Origin of the sequence: Cocleimonas flava (assembly GCF_004339015.1) — a bacterium.
In the GTDB taxonomy this organism is placed as follows: Bacteria; Pseudomonadota; Gammaproteobacteria; order Thiotrichales; family Thiotrichaceae; genus Cocleimonas; species Cocleimonas flava.
Window position 1 is genome coordinate 153,393 of record NZ_SMFQ01000005.1, and the last position, 18,584, is coordinate 171,976.

General features: G+C 41.4%; 10 protein-coding genes. 4 read left to right on the top strand and 6 right to left on the bottom strand.

Annotated elements, in window-relative coordinates; translation table 11 throughout:
* Nucleotides 1-161: 161 nt before the first annotated feature.
* On the bottom strand, nucleotides 162-2,630 hold the full coding sequence (locus tag EV695_RS17130) for a cation:proton antiporter (RefSeq protein ID WP_131907241.1): 2,469 nt from the start codon (nucleotides 2,628-2,630) through the stop codon (nucleotides 162-164).
* A 782-nt stretch (nucleotides 2,631-3,412) separates the two neighbouring features.
* On the opposite strand from EV695_RS17130, the gene EV695_RS17135 reads away from it, so the two are divergent.
* A complete protein-coding gene (locus EV695_RS17135) occupies nucleotides 3,413-4,621 on the top strand; it encodes a PDDEXK-like family protein (RefSeq protein ID WP_131907242.1) in 1,209 nt (402 codons plus the stop codon).
* Nucleotides 4,622-4,684: 63 nt separating this feature from the next.
* Here the strand turns inward: EV695_RS17135 and EV695_RS17140 are convergent, their stop codons facing one another.
* The 3 genes from EV695_RS17140 to EV695_RS17150 all read right to left on the bottom strand — a co-directional run bounded on the left by EV695_RS17140 (nucleotide 4,685) and on the right by EV695_RS17150 (nucleotide 9,156).
* A complete protein-coding gene (locus EV695_RS17140; RefSeq protein ID WP_131907243.1) occupies nucleotides 4,685-5,122 on the bottom strand; it encodes a hypothetical protein in 438 nt (145 codons plus the stop codon).
* Between the two features lie 172 nt (nucleotides 5,123-5,294).
* Nucleotides 5,295-7,541: a VIT and vWA domain-containing protein gene (locus EV695_RS17145; protein ID WP_165874748.1), complete on the bottom strand. Its 2,247-nt coding sequence runs from the start codon at nucleotides 7,539-7,541 to the stop codon at nucleotides 5,295-5,297.
* Nucleotides 7,542-7,872: 331 nt separating this feature from the next.
* Nucleotides 7,873-9,156, bottom strand: coding sequence for a glycoside hydrolase family 16 protein (locus EV695_RS17150; RefSeq protein ID WP_131907244.1), 1,284 nt, complete (start codon nucleotides 9,154-9,156; stop codon nucleotides 7,873-7,875).
* 648 nt (nucleotides 9,157-9,804) lie between these two features.
* Here EV695_RS17150 and EV695_RS17155 point away from each other — a divergent pair.
* From EV695_RS17155 to EV695_RS17165, 3 genes are all read left to right on the top strand, one after another.
* Nucleotides 9,805-11,685, top strand: coding sequence for a DUF1800 domain-containing protein (locus tag EV695_RS17155; RefSeq protein ID WP_131907245.1), 1,881 nt, complete (start codon nucleotides 9,805-9,807; stop codon nucleotides 11,683-11,685).
* 11 nt (nucleotides 11,686-11,696) lie between these two features.
* Nucleotides 11,697-13,094, top strand: a complete 1,398-nt coding sequence (locus tag EV695_RS17160; RefSeq protein ID WP_131907246.1) for a DUF1501 domain-containing protein — start codon at nucleotides 11,697-11,699, stop codon at nucleotides 13,092-13,094.
* Between the two features lie 123 nt (nucleotides 13,095-13,217).
* A complete protein-coding gene (locus tag EV695_RS17165; RefSeq protein ID WP_131907247.1) occupies nucleotides 13,218-14,123 on the top strand; it encodes a DMT family transporter in 906 nt (301 codons plus the stop codon).
* Nucleotides 14,124-14,130: 7 nt separating this feature from the next.
* On the opposite strand, the gene EV695_RS17170 is transcribed toward EV695_RS17165, so the two are convergent.
* Together EV695_RS17170 and EV695_RS17175 are read right to left on the bottom strand one after the other, a co-directional pair.
* A complete protein-coding gene (locus tag EV695_RS17170) occupies nucleotides 14,131-15,546 on the bottom strand; it encodes a DUF3999 family protein (protein ID WP_131907248.1) in 1,416 nt (471 codons plus the stop codon).
* Nucleotides 15,543-18,569: a DUF2339 domain-containing protein gene (locus EV695_RS17175; RefSeq protein ID WP_131907249.1), complete on the bottom strand. Its 3,027-nt coding sequence runs from the start codon at nucleotides 18,567-18,569 to the stop codon at nucleotides 15,543-15,545. Before EV695_RS17175 ends, EV695_RS17170 begins: the two co-directional genes overlap by 4 nt.
* Nucleotides 18,570-18,584 lie beyond the last annotated feature (15 nt).

An 18,584-nucleotide genomic window follows, 5' to 3' on the forward strand; every position in this document is an offset into this window, starting at 1 on the left:
TTACATCAAAGGCCAGAGGCAACAATAAAAGCCTTTAGTTATAAGGGAAACAACATAACATCCTATTGTAGAGAGTATTTATGCCCCCCCCCCTACTTTAAGAGGTTTTTTTGCATCGGAAAAATTCATGAGAATATTGGAGGTGCAATTGTTCACTCTAATCAGTGAACATTACTTGTGTCATTTACGATCTGCTGCAACTTCGGACTACGTTCCAGTAATCGCCGAAATTTGGTTTCATCCAGAACCAGTAGTGTCGATGGAACAATAGTGCGTGCCTTAATGCGGCGATGCTTGCCGGATAGTAATGTCATTACGCCGAATATCTCACCACGCCCTAGTCGGGATAGCCTACCAGCAGATTCTATTTCGACCGCACCAGATGCTATGAAATAGACCTTTTTCATCACACTGTCTTTATTGATAATCACTGTATCAGCGCCGACATAACGTGATTGCAGGTTACGCGCTAACCTTTTCAAGCTTGCTTCATCAAGATCAGTAAACAAGGGGTATTGTTTAATCAGTTCCGCACGCTGTACGGATAGATCAATCGACAGTCGATGCTCTGCGATTTCGCGACGTGATGCGATGTCTTGTACCAGAGTAATATATAGCTCTTCACCTACCAGGCTTTGCTCCCGCAACGAATCGTACTCTCTTTCTTCAAGACGCAACGCCGTTCGCTGAATGATATTTCGTCCAAGCTCCTCTGCGTATCCGGGAAATTGCAGGCGCAAACCTTCGAGGGCGGTTTCCACCATTGTCTTGCGACGACTCAGTAACTCTTGAAGCAGCCCTGCCACACGACGACCATGTAAACGCTTGATGCGCGCATTGATAAAACCTTCCAGATCACCAAAGATAACACTTTGTGATAACAGCACTTCAAAACGCTCTTCGATGATGCGAGCTAGCGGTGCTGACCATCGCAGACGGTTGTGTAGAAACAATGCCACTCGATAAACGCGACGGTAGTCGACACTTTTCTTGGCAGCGCGTTGATAACCCGTGCGACCTGATGTTCGAGCACCATCAATTAAACCATCTACATCAGAGATGGCGCGTTCAGCAAGACGCAACGGAAATGTTCGTTCTCTGATTCGCTCCAGTACGGCGTTACGCTCGGCTACTGCTAACGCGACCAAGCCAAGTGTGATTCGGTCACGATCACTAATAACCTCGTCTCCCTCAGCCAGATGAACGGCATCATCCACCCTTGAAGCAAACTTCTTAGCTTCACTACGTACTATTTCGTGCGGTAGTTCGAACACCTTGGTGCGCTCGCCCATATCTTCGCGAACCGTTTGTAATGCAACTGCCACTACCTGATTGGATAATGCCTGATCAACAGGCGACAACCGATCGAGTTTCAGTAGGCTAATCACCCAGCGAAGCGTTGTACCTTGAACCAGCAAAGTGAACAAAGTAAAACCAGTTGCCAGAATGCCAACTACTCGCTTAATTTCGACCGGAACTGCCTGACTTTCTGTGACTGCCAAGGCAAGAGCCAAAGTTACAGCCCCTCTTAAACCACCCCATAAAATCGCAGCACGGTATGGCATTTCAACTTTGGGTGAAAGCCGCAGGCTAGACATTAGAGGCATAAGACCAAACAGAATGACGGCTCGTGCCGCGATAGCCGCCACGATAACCACCAGTACCAGATAGACATCATCTAGGCGCACAGTTTCGAGCATTCGCGGAATCAGCAGCGCCGCGAGTATAAATATCAACGCGCCAGCCCAATGTGCCAACAGGTCCCAGGTTTCTCGTAGATTTGTCCATGAAAAAGGTGACACCCGACTAGGACCGACAAGCTTCAAAGTAAGCCCAGCCGTTACCACTGCAATGACGCCCGATGCGCCGATGGTTTGTTCTGCGCCAATATAAGCCATATAGGGAAGAGCAACTGATACAGAGATAATCGCACGCTCGTATTGCGCGAATAACGTCATGATCCAAAGCGCGACATAGGTAGAGACTAAACCCGTTAATACACCACCTATGATCAGAACGGGAAACTTTGAAAAGGCACTTACCATGGTGGGGTTTGGAAGATTAACCGTCACAAAGGTGAGGAATACACCTGTCAATGCGATTGCGGCAGCATCGTTTAATAAACTCTCACCTTCGATGATACGCGCCAATCTTTTTGGCGCAGCGATCGAACGAAAAATAGTGACCACCGCTGAAGGGTCGGTAGTGGAAACAATAGCACCAATCAATAAGCAAGCCATCAATGGTAACGTGCTAACCCATGATAATGCATAGCCAACTGTGAAGGTTGCCACAACTACTGCCACCACAGCTAACACCAGAATCGGCACCCAATCATCCAGCATTCGCCTCAAATTCATCCCTAATGTTGCCTGAAACAACAATGTCGGCAGGAAGACATAGAGGAATACGTTTGAACGTATTGGGAAATTCAGTATTGCCTCTGCAACCGGATTGAGGGCATCAGTAAGCTCAGTATTTAGAAAGAACGTTGCACCACCACCAATGAGGATGCCAAGTATCGCCAATATCGCACTAAAAGGTAGATTTAAGCGTGCCGCCAGAGGCTCTGCCGCTGCAATGACCAGAAACAAGGCGCTGATAATGGTGGTGATTAAAACAATATCCATAAACGATCAAAGTCTATCCGGAAAATAACAGAAACAAGGCAAATCCTACAGGGTTGATTAGATCATAAGGCACTTATTGAAAGTAGACAAAGGAACATTCACATCAACGGTTCATTTGTTAATAAGTCTCTGATTAGTTTTTAAAATAAAATTCAGTAAAAGCATAAAAAATTTAAAAAATATCATTTCCAATGCATAAAAGCGTCAGGATTTCTTCCCAATGATTGCAATCAGTTTAAATGGCACCCCCCTACTTTGGGTTACTTTTTTTAGTAAATTATTCTTTATTTAAAATGATTTTCTATAACCATCTTTCCGTGGAAATGCCTAATTACAAGATGCGGCTAATTAATAGGAATATTGTGGATGCCTAATATGAACAATCATAGATGTAGCCTAGATAAGCGGAAGCGTCATCTGGGTTTCGAAATTTACTACCAATGGTTGAGGAGTTGATTATGTGCAGATAATCATGCGTCAGATGAAGCAAGCTAATCTATCTATCAGTGTTAGCGCGTCTAGATTGAACGACGACTTTCGGAGGATGAGATTGCAAAATTAGTAAAAAGGGAGATTCATGCCTCGCCACTTTATAATAAATAGTTGCATTTTTAGGTTAGCAAAAATGCTTCCAAGAAATCAATTGAATAAGTAATTCGATAATTTAAGTACCTGTTCTTAAAAAATATTCAGAGTTATCAGAATTTTTTAAGTTGTCAGCATTTAACGAATAGTCTAGTCTGTGATTCGTTTAAAATTTCGTCACAGGTATTATTAAAAGAATGACAAAAAAAGAACATAATTTGTTAGATAAAGCATCTGAAATCGGGAAACGACATGACAAATTAGAGAAAGATACAGGTTATAAATTCAACTTATTTACAATAACAAAAATAGAGCGATACGAAGTAAACACTCACTCAGCAATAATCGCGGAGTTGTTGAATCCAAAAGGATTACACGGACAAGGCGTAATATTTTTAGAACTATTTATGAACGTTATGTCTTTGCCTAAAGTCGACAGTGAAATCACACTCGACTACCTTAATGTAGAAGTTGTATCTGAAGAGTCTTTTAATAGTGAAGATGGCGAAAATACGAACAGTAGAATTGATATTATAATTAAATTTTCAAATTATTGGCTTCTGATAGAAAATAAAATTGATGCCTTTGATGGGAAACATCAATTAAAAAAATACAAAACAGTAGCTGAAAGTTTAGGCAAAGAGTGGGACTTAATCTACCTCACTAAAGAGGGATCAGATGCTAGCGATCAAAGCGGAGGGGGAGTTAAATATACAAAGCTTTCTTATAGTGATCATATAATCGCGTGGCTAGAACTTTGCATCAAGGAAGTTGCATTAGTTCCAATTGTAAGAGAAGCAATTTTGCAGTATTTAAATTTAACTAGAAAAATAACAGGAAACGATATGACAACTGTTCGTAAATCAGATTTAGTGAAATTGTTGAGTAAAGACGATAATTTAAAGACTGCAATTGAGCTATCAAAAAGTATTAATAATTCAAAAGGTGATATTTTGTTTGAATTTTTCGAAGATTTAAAAGAGAAAAATGCTGATTACATATATCGGGATAGAATCCCTGAGGAAAAGCTCTACGGTAATAATAAATGTAAGAAATGGTTTGAACAGAAAGGTATAAGTAAACAAAATAAATTAGAAGGCTTTGGATTATTTATAAAAACCAGATGCCCAGATATCTTAATCCACATCATGGCGGCTACACAAAATATTCATTATGGTTTTTTAATAAAGACAGATTCGGAATTGAGTTTAGAATTTAAAAAATATAAGGAGAGCCCATACGAGCTAAATAATTGGGGGGACTTTGATAAAGGAGAACTCAATTTTAAATGGTATTCGAAAAATTGTGGATCAATACGAGAAGACAAAGACGTTGATAATTTATTAAAACTAAGAAAAGAAGGTGGATTAAGAGAGGAAATTCTAACTCTCATTAAAAATTTTTAATAATGATATTTGCTATATCTTTTCATGCCTAATTCCCAAACTCGGTTTTTAGTCAAAATATATTTAGACCTCAACATCTTTCCAATTCTTCATTCCTGATAATCTTTGCTTAAACCGTATCGCAGCTATTCTTCTATCCTGTAACGTATTAAAACCCACAACTACAGGATTTTTTTCTTCCAAATCATTGAGGTATCTACAAATTTCTTCAGCTTTATCATCCGTATTTTTTAGCTCATAAGGGCAGTTTTCTATTATCTGAATTGGCTTAGCTGTCCCTAGTGGCTCACCAATATCCCAATGATATTCCCAACGTAAAATTGGCACATCTCCTACTTTATATCTGGATATTAGAAAAGCATTTTCATCTTTAACCCATATACCGACAAAAGCATTTCTTGCCCAGATTGTATAACTATAAAAATCTTTTAACTCCCCAACCTTCAAATAGTTTTTACTAGATTTCATTTTTTTCCAAAATTTATTAAATTCATTACTCATTGTCAGTTCCCTATTGTCTACTATTACAACAATCATAAAATAAATTTTAATTGCTATGGAAAAATTAAAAATGAAAAGATACCCCCTACTTTTAGGTACTTTTCACTTTGCCCATAAAAAATGCAGACCAAAGTCTGCATTTTCACCTCTGATAATTTATAGAATTTACTCTCTAATTTTTCTCAATAAAACCTCCTTTCTTCCTTCTATAAACCGCAAACACTGCAAACGGTAATAACATCAGTGGATTAAACGCTCCACCTCCACCACCACCGTGTGAAGAACGATTTGATGTAAACACTGGTTGCGAGGTATCTGCTCGGCGCGATTGCACTGGCGCTGCTTTGCGTTGTGTTTTCGCTGTTTGCTCTTTTGCTACGCGTGCTTTGTTTTTACGCTCGATGCCGTGTGCTTCGAATTGCTCGTCACGCATTACGATCATTGAGGTGTAATCGGTGACTAAGCTATTCTCTACTGCGATGTCGATGACTGCGCTTTTAAAGTCTGCATCTGAACCCAGGTAATCGATCTGCTTCTTTAGGTCCTGGATTTTTGCGTAGGCCCAAAGACGTTCGATTTCTGGATTACTAGTCTCGTTTTCAGGGAAAGCAAAGCGTGTTTTGTACGATTTGTTTTCACCGGATACTTTGGCTTTTAGCTCGACATTTGCATCACCAGAACCCCAGTAGTGACCGAATACGACTAACTGCTCGCCTCGGTATAGGCTGGTGATTTTCTCTGGCGTCATGTCGCCTGTTTTAATACCAGTTATATCTAGCTCTACATCGTGCATTGCCTGATGCGTTACTTTGCTGGTGAACTCTCTGATCTTGCCTGAGATATCATCGCTATTCGATACGCTTACGGCGAAACCATTTGAGACTTCTGTCATCGCGTTTAGTAGTGGACGATTCGCGCCATTACCCATAACTGCGGTAAATAAACGCACATCGTGACCTGTCATTAGCTTGAGGAATTCCTTCTTTTCAGTGACGCCGACATTCGCTTCACCGTCGGTAACAAGTACGATTGCGCCGGTGCGATCAGCATCAAGATTGTTCAGTGCTTTACTTAAACCTGCATAGATATTGGTGCCACCACGCGGGCCTGTTGCTGCGAGTGCGTTGCTCCAATGAATCACGTTTTCTGCCGTTGCGTTTATCCATGTTGATTGCGTTAAATCTTCGACCGCATTATCAAACAGGATGATCTGAAAACGGTCTTGTGCGTTTAAACCACCGATTGCACGCTGCACACCATCGACCATTGTTTGGTATTTGCCACTCATTGAGCCTGACATATCGAGTACAAATGCCCAGTCACGACCTTCTTCGATTTTCGCAAGGTCGTCACCTGGTGTGAGTGTCATCATAAATGTACCACGCTTTGCGCCTTGCTCACGGTGTGTAACCAGATCAATCGACCCCGGTAGGTTCGGTGCTAAACGCCAGTACATGACGATGTCTTTATCAAGCGTCGCGGCAGCTGTGTTTGTGTTTGATGTAGTCGTTTCTCCACTTTCTAGCGCGGCGATTTCATTATTGCTGATTGGCTTATTTTTTATTGCCTTGATGAGATCTTCAGCTAATGTGCCTGTTGATTCCTGGGTAGGCGTAGCCACTTCTTCAACTTGAATCTTTTTTAATGTTTCTACAGAGTTGTTACTACCCAAGCTCACTGACCATTCTTGCGGATTAGATTGTGTCACGACCGCTTGCGAATGCTGTGGTAAACGTACGCCATTCACTGGATAGCCAGAACGTAAATCTACTTTGAATGAAAAATCTTCTTTAACCACAGGATCATAAGACCAAAAGGCATTGGCTTGATCATCAGTTTCGCCCTCTTCTAACGGATACACATAACGGCCCATGCTGTTATCAATATCAGCGGCCTGCATATACACCAAACGAATTCGTGCATCTTGTTGCGCACGTACTGGGCTGACTTTTACTTCAAAACGGTAATGCTTAACCTTGGTGGTTAAACCTGCATCTCGACCTGCGGCTTTTTCTTCTTCATAAAGCTGTTGGGCTTTTTGTTTTTCCAACACTTCACCAATCACGGGTTTACCGTCAATCCAGATGGTAAATTCTGAAACCACACCTTTTTCAGGAACGGGGAAACTATAGGTAGCTTCCAAATCCTGTTGATGTGGATTGCTAAAGGTTTGATCAACCTCGGTAACCGCGTAGCCATCTTCAATGGTCACATTCACATGATGCGATTTGATCGATAATGCGGGTTTGCTGGAATCGACAGGTGTCATTAAACCTGCCGCCATTACAGATGTGGTTGCGCCTAAAAGGACGATGCCTAAGGTAGCAACAGCTAGCGTATTTTTAAGTATTTTCTTAAACGTTTGTTGAAATTTCAGTTTAAGTTTTTGTGCAAAATTATTAGTAGTTTGGGCTTTCATTTTCTTTCTCCTGAAAGTCTAAGTATGTCTCTGACGAGATTCGTAAGGACAAGCGAAGATTAAATGAAAGCTACTTAGGAGCAACTATTAGAACAATAGTTAGTTTATTGGAGACTTTAAGTATTGTTTATTGATACTTAACATAACTACTGTTTAGAGAATTGATAATACCACCCCCCTACTTATGGGCTGTTTTTATTATAAAGGCTGGATTATGAAACAACCCTTCAACGAATTAATAAACAGTTTCTTCCTCCTCAATGAGATTAATTGTTTGACCAGAAACAGAGGAATAAAATATTCCTCTGTTTTGTTATTAAGAATTATAAACTTAAAAACATAAACCCGGATCAATAGAGTTCTTTTCTGAAACTTTCACCCAATCTATCTTACCTGTAGCAGGATTACTATTGAGATTGTTCTGAAGACTGCCAACATTCCAGGTATTCCACTGAGTTCCTGTTTGCCCTTCCATAGTCAAGAAAATAGTATGCTTTTTTGCTTTAGAAACATGGGAAGTATTTGTGTTAACTCTATGTCCATCAATAAAGAAAGCCATACAGTTTTTATTCCATTCAACACTAAATGTATGGTACTTATTTTGTGTTAGATCTATACCGTAATCCTTCTTAGGTTCAATCCATTTTTTAAGGGCGATATCCCCATCATGAACAGCTGTATTGTAAGCAGTGTTCCACGTTGGCATATATTCAAATACATCATATTCAGCACCTGTATTCTTATTACCGTCTGTAGAAGCATTACCTCCCAGAGCAAATAACCAACCTGCAAACCATGCGCCTCTGGCTTTAACTTGAGAAACATTTGCTCGATATTCGAATTTTAGAGTAGAGTTGTCACCGGGACCAAAGTCTTGCTTCTTAGAAATTAAATAACACGTTTGGCGTTGATTACCGATATTTTTAATCGAAAGGTTTAGCTTACCATTGGACTGCGAACAAGAATTAATGTTGTTGGTTGTATCCCGATTTGGAATTGCCCAATTTGCCAGTTTAAATTTTGAAGAAATAGAACTACCGTTAAAATCTTCTCTAAAGATTTGTGTATAACTAGAATTTGAAGTTGGGTTACCTACCACTATGTTATTCCACGTTTGTAAGGTTCCCCAAGGATTTCCACCTTGCTTTTTAACTCTGTATGTTCCATCAGGAACAGTACAAGATGTTCCATCTGAATTTGTATTACATACATTCCAATCAACAGGATTACCACCTTGAGCGGTCGGTCTTTGTACCTGATACCATCCGCTGTTTGGCCACGAAATTGTATTTCCAGAAACTGTCGGGCCGTTAGAGGTATTTGTATTTGATTCCACTACAACATTATTCCATGTCTGTAGCGTTCTCCAAGGATTACCACCTTGCTTTTTAACTCTGTAAGTTCCATCAGGAACACTACAGGATGTGCCATCAGTATTGGTGTTACACACATCCCAATCGACAGGATTGCCGCCTTGTGCGGTCGGTCGTTGTACTTGATACCAACCACTGCTGGGCCAAGATATTGTACTTCCATTAACACTGGGCTGGGCAAAAGCAGTTTGACTTAAAACTAAAGCCGTTCCTAAAATTGCAAGTGAATGAATATTTTTCATGTTTTTATCCTTCCGTAGAAATTATAGAAACATTTCTCTAAGCAATTGATTTAAAATCAATATTCTTATCTAAGATTACAATTAATCTAAAAATCTTAAATAACATCCTTGCTAAAAAGTATATTTTTCATGATCGTATCTTTTGATAAATACTTAAAAAAATGTACGTTTGTCTCAATCCTTTGAGACGCAAATTGTGAACATGAAAAATAATTTAAGTTCAGAATAACCTTAAAAAAGCAGTGAAATTATTTATGGATATAATAGATTTTACTTATAATAATTTGATATAAAATAACAACTTAGCTGAATTAAATTTTTCGTAAAAATAATTTAATTTTTTTGCTATTTACCTTACAGAGTGCCAATCATGACAAAAATTCAGTTTATAAACTTCTTTCAAACAAAATATATTTTTAATTCATCGTAAATACGATGTTTCATAGGTATTTTTTCTTTATTATTTATTGAGTTTTGATTGTACGAAAACCCTTTTGTACAACACTCTTTGCGTAATAATTTCAAATTTATTGATTATAATAAATAGACTAATCACTCAATTGATTTTATTAATAAATAATAATTTTCAAGAACTTAAATTCATTCAATTGGTCAATAAATAATCAATTCAGGATAAAGGGCTTACTTATGCGGATTCTATCGCTGTTACTATTTTCTCTATTACTGAGTGCTTGTGGTGGAGGAAGTAGCTCTTCAAACAATGGCGAAAGCTCTAGCCCACCAGATACAAGTAGCCCTGTAGATTCAAGCTCTGAGGATAATGCTAACGAATCGACTGATTCTTCGGACTCTTCGGACTCTTCGGACTCTTCGGACTCTTCGGACTCTTCGGACTCTTCGGACTCTTCGGACTCTTCGGACTCTTCGGACTCTTCGGATCCAACTGACAATTCTGTAGTTACAGAAACAAACGACGATCCAGATTATTCCGCAGCTGCAATTACTGTCACTGCCGAAAAAGATGCCAAGTTTCTGACTCAAGCGACTTTTGGGCCTTCGGAAGCGGCTATTGATAACCTTGTTTCACAAAACAATCTGGAAGCCTGGATTGATCAGCAAATTGCCTTACCAATGTCACGCACGCTTCCGTATGTTGAAGCAAATTCAAATGGAAGCCTGCGTTCTACGCGCCATGATATCTGGTGGAAGAATGCGATAGAGGGTGATGATCAGCTCAGGCAACGCATGGCATTTGCTTTGAGCGAGATTTTTGTTATTTCTGATCTTGATTATGCCTTGGGTAATGCGCAATACGGTGTCAGCCATTATTACGATATGCTCGCTGAAAATGCGTTTGGTAATTACCGAGAGCTTCTAGAAAAAGTTACGTTGCACCCTACGATGGGGATTTACCTCAGCATGGTGCGCAATCAAAAAGCCAACCCTGCTTTGCAAATACGCCCTGATGAAAACTATGCACGTGAAGTACTACAGTTATTTTCGGTGGGTTTGTATAAATTGAATGATCGGGGTGAAGCCTTACCTTTGGCGAATCCAATTCCTACTTACAGCCAGAATACCGTAGAAGATTTTGCCAAGGTGTTTACGGGTTGGAACTTTGCGGATTCATCCGGCACATGGGTTTCAAACGACCTTACACCTTACGATAAAAGATTGGCAATGATAGCGGATTACAATACGCCGGTGTCTGATTCTTATCACGATACGACCACCAAGATACTTCTGAATGGTGCACAGTTAATGAGTAGCGCGAGTTCATCAACGCCTGCTGAAGATGATATGGAAGCGGCATTAGATAACATTGCGAGCCACCCGAATGTCGCACCGTTTTTTAGTAAGTTACTAATCCAGCGTTTCACCACCAGCAACCCTAGTCCTAATTATGTAGAGCGCGTTGCAGCCGTTTTCAACGATAACGGACAAGGTGAAAAAGGTGATCTTGGTGCAGTAGTTAAAGCTATTTTATTAGATCAGGAAGCCGTTAACGGTAAATCGGTCAACCCTGATTTTGGTAAAGTGAAAGAACCATTAATGCAGTTAGCCCAGCTATGGCGAGCCTTCGATGCGCAACCGGGTTCTGGTGCAACAAATAACAGCTATCGTTTATACGCCAAGTCTAGTGACCGCCTGGAAGAGGTCTTTGGTCAGGCGGTGCTTAAATCACCTTCGGTATTTAATTTCTTCTTACCGGATAATCTTTTAGCCAGTGATTCCAGTTTATATGCACCTGAAATGCAGATTATGACCGAGGCGAATGTGGCTTCCATGCATAACGCGTTTCACCAGCAAATCTATACCTTCAACAGTCAGGATACTGGCGGTTGGGATGGTGCGACTCGTATCAATATTGATAAAGCGGTGCAACTCGCACCAGATGTTGATGCACTGGTTGAGTATCTGAATAAATTACTACTTGCTGGTAGCTTAGGTGCGAGCCAGAAATCCATCATTACCAACCATCTTGCTACGATTTCAGACAGCAGTGAACGCGCGCAAGAGGCAATCTTCCTGATTGTTGCATCGGCTGGCTTTAAGGTTCAGGGATAAGGGGAATAGATATGAAAAACAGTAATAACATTTCAAGACGATCATTCCTTAAACGTGCTGGTGCCTCGGCATTAACCACGGGTAGTTTGAAGTACACCCCCCTACTTTCGGGCACTTTTTTAGGAACGGGTTTAACCTCATCGGTGGCTGCGGCTGATTGCGATCTGCCACAATCTCTGGTTTGTGTGTTTCTATTAGGCGGCGCAGATAGTTTTAATTTTGTGGTGCCAACCGATTCAGCTTACGATCAATACGCAGCAACTCGCGGGGCGATGGCGGTCAATAAATCAGACTTGTTAGCCAGCACCGATGCGACTCAGGGTGAGTTTGGCTTTAATAGCAGTTTGGCTGGTTTACACGATCTTTATGAAAACGACCGACTTGCTGTCGTCAGTAATGTCGGTAATTTGATACAACCTACAACAAAAGCAGATTTCAATGCCTCTACCACCCTGCCCCAAAGTTTGTTTGCCCACGATGCACAACAAAAACTCTGGCAAACAGGCAGTGGAAATTTAGCGGACGCCTTCGGCTGGGGTGGTTCGATTGCAGAACGAATTGCGAACTGCAACGCTACGTCTAATGTGGCAACGTCCATTTCAATCAATGGATCGAACTCGTGGTTAAATAATTTACAACAGAATTACGTTCAACTAAATGCCAACGCAAACATCCAACGCATGGTCGGTTACAACGCATCGAGTAGCACCCAGGCAACATTAGAAGCGTTGATAGCAGCCAGTAAAGCTGATCAGGCAGCGCCGTTTAAACAGCAGGTTGCGCATGCGATCACACGCGCGAATGACACGGCGAATAGTTTATCCGAAGCGATTAATGATCACCCAGTGAGCAGCTTTTCACCCGCAGGAGATTTACAAAGACAACTGCATTTAGTGGCTCGCATGATTTCGGCTCGTGAACAATTGAATATGGGTAAACAGGTATTTTTTGTTGGGCTCGGTGGCTGGGATACTCACAGCAATCAAAACGTCAGAATGATTCCATTAATGACGGAGTTAAATGCAGCGCTTACTAGCTTTCAAACAGCCATTGATGACATGGGAAAGGCAGATAGCGTGACCACATTTACGGCTTCTGATTTTGGTCGAACACTCACCACCAATGGTGACGGAACTGACCACGGTTGGGGTGGGCATTCGCTGGTTTTGGGCAACAAAGTTAAGGGTGGTCAGATTTATGGCGCATTCCCTAGTTTTGCTTCACAGAATAACCCCGATGATGCTGGCGATGATGAGAACTTTGCAGGACGTATTATCCCGACAACGTCAGTCGCACAATATGGGGCAACACTCGCTGACTGGATGGGCGTATCAGCTACTGAGCAACAAACGATGCTGCCAAATCTGGCTAATTTCAGTCAGAAAAACTTAGGATTTATGAAATCTTAGAGTCAGACTTGTAAGTATTATCTAGGGTTCTTTTTATTTAAGCTTTGTGCTTTAGCATCAGATGGGTGAGAATCCTCGCCTTATCTGATTTTTTATGACGTAAACTCAAAGCAGAACACTATCGTGCCAAACGCTAATCCCACATCTGATCATCTAAAAGGTATTTTAATTACCACCCTTGGGGTTCTTATTTTAAGCCCGGATGCGCTTTTAATTCGTCTTTTAGACGTTGAGACTTGGACTGCAGTGCTTTGGCGTGGGATTGCCTTTGCCGCTGGCATTTCTATTCTGATGTTGATGATGTATCGTGAAAAAACCCTCAAACAATTTAAGAATATTGGTCGTGCAGGACTTTTGATTGGTTTGATTTTTGGGGTTAGCTCGTTCTTTTTTACGGCATCCATTCAAAATACCAGTATTTCAAACACACTGGTGATCATCAGTACCTCACCTGCTTTTGCGTCTTTATTTAGCTGGCTGTTTTTAAAAGAAAAAGTACATCTGCGCACCTGGATAGCGATGGCTGTTATCTTTGTCGCAATCATATTAATCGTATCAAAAAGTTTAGGTTCGGGTAGTTTGCTTGGTGATTTATTTGCCCTAGGTACTTCAATATTTATGGCGATTAGCTTTACCCTGACACGTCGTCGTAAAGATATTAATATGGTCCCAGCCATGGTCATTAGTGGACTTGTGGCAGCAACTGGCGGCGCATTAATGCTGAGCCAGACAACCAAAGCGTACGCACTGCCTGAAGCATCAATTCCTTATTTAATTATCGGCGGAATCGTCGTTACAATTGCCTTTGCGTTAATTACGCTGGGGCCGCGTTACATCTCAGCCCCTGAAGTCAGTCTGATCATGCCGCTAGAAACGGTTATGGGTTCGTATCTGGGTTGGGCATTTTTAAGTGAAAGACCTTCCAATATGACGTTGATCGGTGGGTTTGTGATCTTATTGACGCTATTTATCCACGCCTGGTTATCGTTGCAGGCAGAGAAACGGAGAGTGTCAGTTCTCAGTCCGTAAGAACTAATTAATCACCTGCTTTGTCCTCACCCATCTGCTTATATAATTTAAATGCCATATAAGCCATCAGTAGCGTTCCCAAGATCAGCATCACCCAGAATAGAATCAGTTTCCAGTTGGTATCTGGAGAGAAGACTTTTCCACTGTTTTCTATTTCGCTAAGTTTGACATTATCCACCATAGAACCTGAATCCCGGATGGTTGTAATCAAGTTATTCAGGTCGTTTTGCTGCGAGGGTTTTATGTTTGGATTACCGAAGGCAATTTTAAACGGCTCTTTTCCCTGTGCTAAAAATAGCAGCTTTCTTGGTGACCATGCCGCTCTGATTTCAGGGAGTTGTTCATCGGTAAACTGCCCTTCTGAATCTAGTGTTACTTTCCAGTAACGGTTTTTATTAGGGTTAATTGAAAAGGCACTGCTTTGTAATTGAGTGTCTCCAATGTTTAAGCGATATTGGCTGATGTTATGCGAAAATCTCCACTCATCATTGTCATGATTTCGTGAATACAATTTACCCTTGTAGAGTAAGCCGTCTTGCGGTGCGACAAATTCCATTTGTGTAATTGCGGCAACCACATCGCTTTCAAAAAGCCAATTTCCGTCTTTGTCATAACCTGGTTTTCCAAGGCTTTTCCATTGGGTTTGCTGCTTGCCAGTGCTGTTGTAAATGCCCTGAATTTTTTGTATATGAACTTGAGAATTTGGATTCAACCAGGTGAGTCGCAGGTATTTTTGTGATGTACAAGAAAAGCCAATCTCATCCTGTATCAGTTTAGAACCTGAGTAATTGAGTTTAGATACCGTCTGCTTTCGGCTTACTGTCGACCAGTTTTGTAGGTTATTACTACTCTCTAGTTTTAGCGGTAGCACCATGCTCGGCTTTTCTTGAACCCAATCGAGTTTTAACCCGCACATATTCAATTTATGCCCTGCAGATGTGTTTTCAGGATTTTCTATAATGTACTGGTATTCTTTATCATCCTGATGATTATCAGGGTCACCCCCCCACTTTTGGACGATTTTTATACTCTGTTGTCCATTTTGCTGATTGGTATTTTTATTCTGCTCAATGATTACTTTTATATTGCCAGTATCCTCCGCTTGCTCTTTGGTAAAAGGATAAAACACCAAAGGCTTTTGTTGTTGCGAATTAACTCTTTCAATCCGGCTCAGCTGATAGGGAACCAGTTGACCATCTGCGCTGAAAACACGGATATCTCCATAGTCTTTTCGTTGCATTTTCTCATAGACTATCAGCGGTAAATCAACCTCTCTTAATGAGGTTGTGGCATTGGTTAATTCTGCCGAATGCGCAAAGTCTTCGAGAGTAAATGGCGCGGCGTTTAGCGAAAATTGCAGTGCCGCTGTTATTGCACATACCCCGAATACCTTAAGTAATTGATGCTTTGCTTTCATCCTCATTTTTTATCCTCAATCGAACTTTCTTCCTTGTTTTTCTCTTTGCTAGTTTTCTCTTTGCTGGCATTGTCTTCGTTTAGTTCTTCTACTTGCTTGCCAGTTCCATTTTTATCGGGCAATGGCGCAAAATAACCGATGCTGGTTAGCAATACACCCACTACAAGGAATGAGACAACGCGACCTAAACTACCTAACGCAGCCAGATCAATCACAAACAATTTCAATACCACTAGTCCCAGTATTACCGCACCTGCAACCCACAATGGGCGAATCTGTTTTTTGCTTGAATACAAGGTGAGTATGACACCCGACAAAGCCCATAAAATAGAAACGGCGGTTTGTACCCAGTTTGAATAGAATAAGACATCGGGATCGTATGCAATGCCAAACCAGTGATGTGCCACTCTAAATAAAGTGAAGTTGAGCCATAAGAATACTAAAGAGGCAAAACCAATCATTAGCGCACGCTGATTGAATAACGTTCTGTCAGGATTGTGATTGCCAATCGATGCCGTGTCACCGATGTCGCTGGCAACGTTCCCTATGCCACTAGCACGCCACCATTTGAACAAGCTGATGAAAACGATCACCACCATGATATCCGTAGGGTTCAATAATGGAATCCACGGCAATGGTTCTGATTGCCCTTTCGATACCAGTGCCATCAATGACCACAGCGCTAAATAGGCAGCGAACGCAAAACCAGTCTGCTGTCGATACGTTAGTTGATGCGTACTGAATGGCCAAAACTTCGCTTTAATAATCATCCAGAGCGCCAGTGTCGCTGGTATCACATACCAGATATTCAACCAGGCTGAAGAACTGGACAAGTGTTTATTCAACCACCATGTGCCTTCAAGCGTAATTAATGTCACCAGTAGAATCAGTAATAAACTGTGGAATATCGGCTGTATTTTCTGGAACACAGCGTGCTTTTCTAGCTGATATAAATGGAAGTAGAACGCCGCAAAGACAATCGGCCATGCTATCCAACCATTCCATTGTGACGGATGGTAAGCGCTTTGGAAACCAGTTGCCCCAACTTGAGAAAGCCCAAGCAGTATCACCAACACAAACAAACCACTGGCTACATACCAGGCGTGCTTCCATTCTGGTTTTAACCGAGTTGCAGCAAGGGTGAAACCAATGCTCACAATCGCGCTTAGAATGAGTAAATTACTCGCCATCCATTTCAGGTCGAAATAAGTGAAGAGCTGGAAACTAATGCCGCCGAACAACCAGATCAAACCCCAGCCTAGTGCGAAGGGGCTGATACCTTTTTCCCACACTCTGCGACCTTCGAATTCTTTAAAGAGTAATCTGGCTGAAATTATGCCCGCAACAGCCATCATCATACTGCTGATAAAGTGACCATTTACAAAAGGTTTTAAGTCGGCGATATGGCTGAATCGAGCGAGGAAAATGGAACCAGCGCCCACCTGTAAGATTAAACCAAAGGCTCTTACTGAAATACGATCTTGGCGAGAACCTAACCAGAGTAATCCAGCGCCTTCTAATGCCCAGGCTGCTGCTGTTTGCGTTGGAGCCAAAGCAAATGGAATCGCCATTGAAGCGAAGATTGCACCTAATGCAAGGAAGGCTTCGGATAACAGTTTTAAGCCATCTCCTTTACGCTTCCATACAAACCATGAAAGTACGATGTAGAATAAACCCATCGCAAATGAAGAAATCGACACGCCGTATTCAAAGTCTTTTACCAGCGAATATTGAAGCGCTGATGCAGCAAGCGGTACGCCGAATAATAAGGTGCCATCAACATAGCCTCGCAATTTTGGTGGCTGACGTAATGCGAATAAAACAGCGATTAATACGTAGAACAGGAAGAAAATAATCAGGAACGGTTCGGTGGTTGCGAACTTGCTATCGTCATATCGCAACACACCCCAAACGGTGCCGATAATAAAGGTAAATGCAAAGCCTAATAAATTCAGTGGGCGCCATGCTTTAAACCACGCAATCACCACAATCGCGATATTGAGAACGGCATAGTAACTGAATAAATACACATGATTATTTGACCCGCTTGAGGCTAAAACCGGCGCGAGAAAACCACCACTAAAGCCCAAAACAGCGAGTGATTTTGAGTCTTGTAATACGGCTAATGCCGCACTTAACATGCTGACGACAAACAATAAACCAAAGGCTAATGCTGGCTCAATGAGCTTGAACATACTAAAGGCTGCGAAGATATCCAGATATAAGATACCAATACCTGCACCTTGTAATAATAAGGCGTAGGTTTCATTTTTGTGACGTAATCGCCACCCTAGACCGAGTAAGAACATCGTCCCAACAACGACGCCAATCAAACGGTATTCGATCGGGAAAAAGCCTCGATCAGACACGTATTTGAGTAGGAAAGAAACACCAAAGAATAGAATAATGATACCAATGCGAACGAATAGGTTTCCGCCCATAAAGTATTCTTTAATTTTGTCCCCGACTTTTTCCAGAATATTGTCTTCGCGCGAAGCATTCGTTGATTCAATAGCGTCAGTCGCTTCTGTAACAGGCGGGATGTAAGGCGTTGAAGCGACTTGATCAATAGACTCTGGGACTGCTTGTTGATTTATTGTATTTGTCTCAAGACCTGTTTCAAGGTTTGCTTCATCAGTAGGGGCAACGTTATTAGCTGCTTGCGAAATTGTATCTAGATATTCTTGTTGTTGATCATCACCACTTTCGCCATAGGTATTAGTTTGCGGGGTATTCGTCTGCGAAGATGGCTGTCTGATGCTTTTTTCGTCTTCCACTTCCGATTTGTTAGCATTGGAAAACTTTGCTACAGCTTGATTTGCCCGAGTCTCAGCCTGCCTTTGTTCCCAGTCTTTAGCGAGCGCATCACGCAGTGACTTTATCTCTTTAGATAAGCCTAAAACCTGACCCAGCAAAAAACCGACGATGGTTGCAAGTCCAATAAATGCTAATTGCCACTCTCTGCTTCCCAATGAGAAAGATAACAACACAGAAACAACCAGAAATATTCCAGCAAAAAGAAACTTCATTAAAACTACCCATTT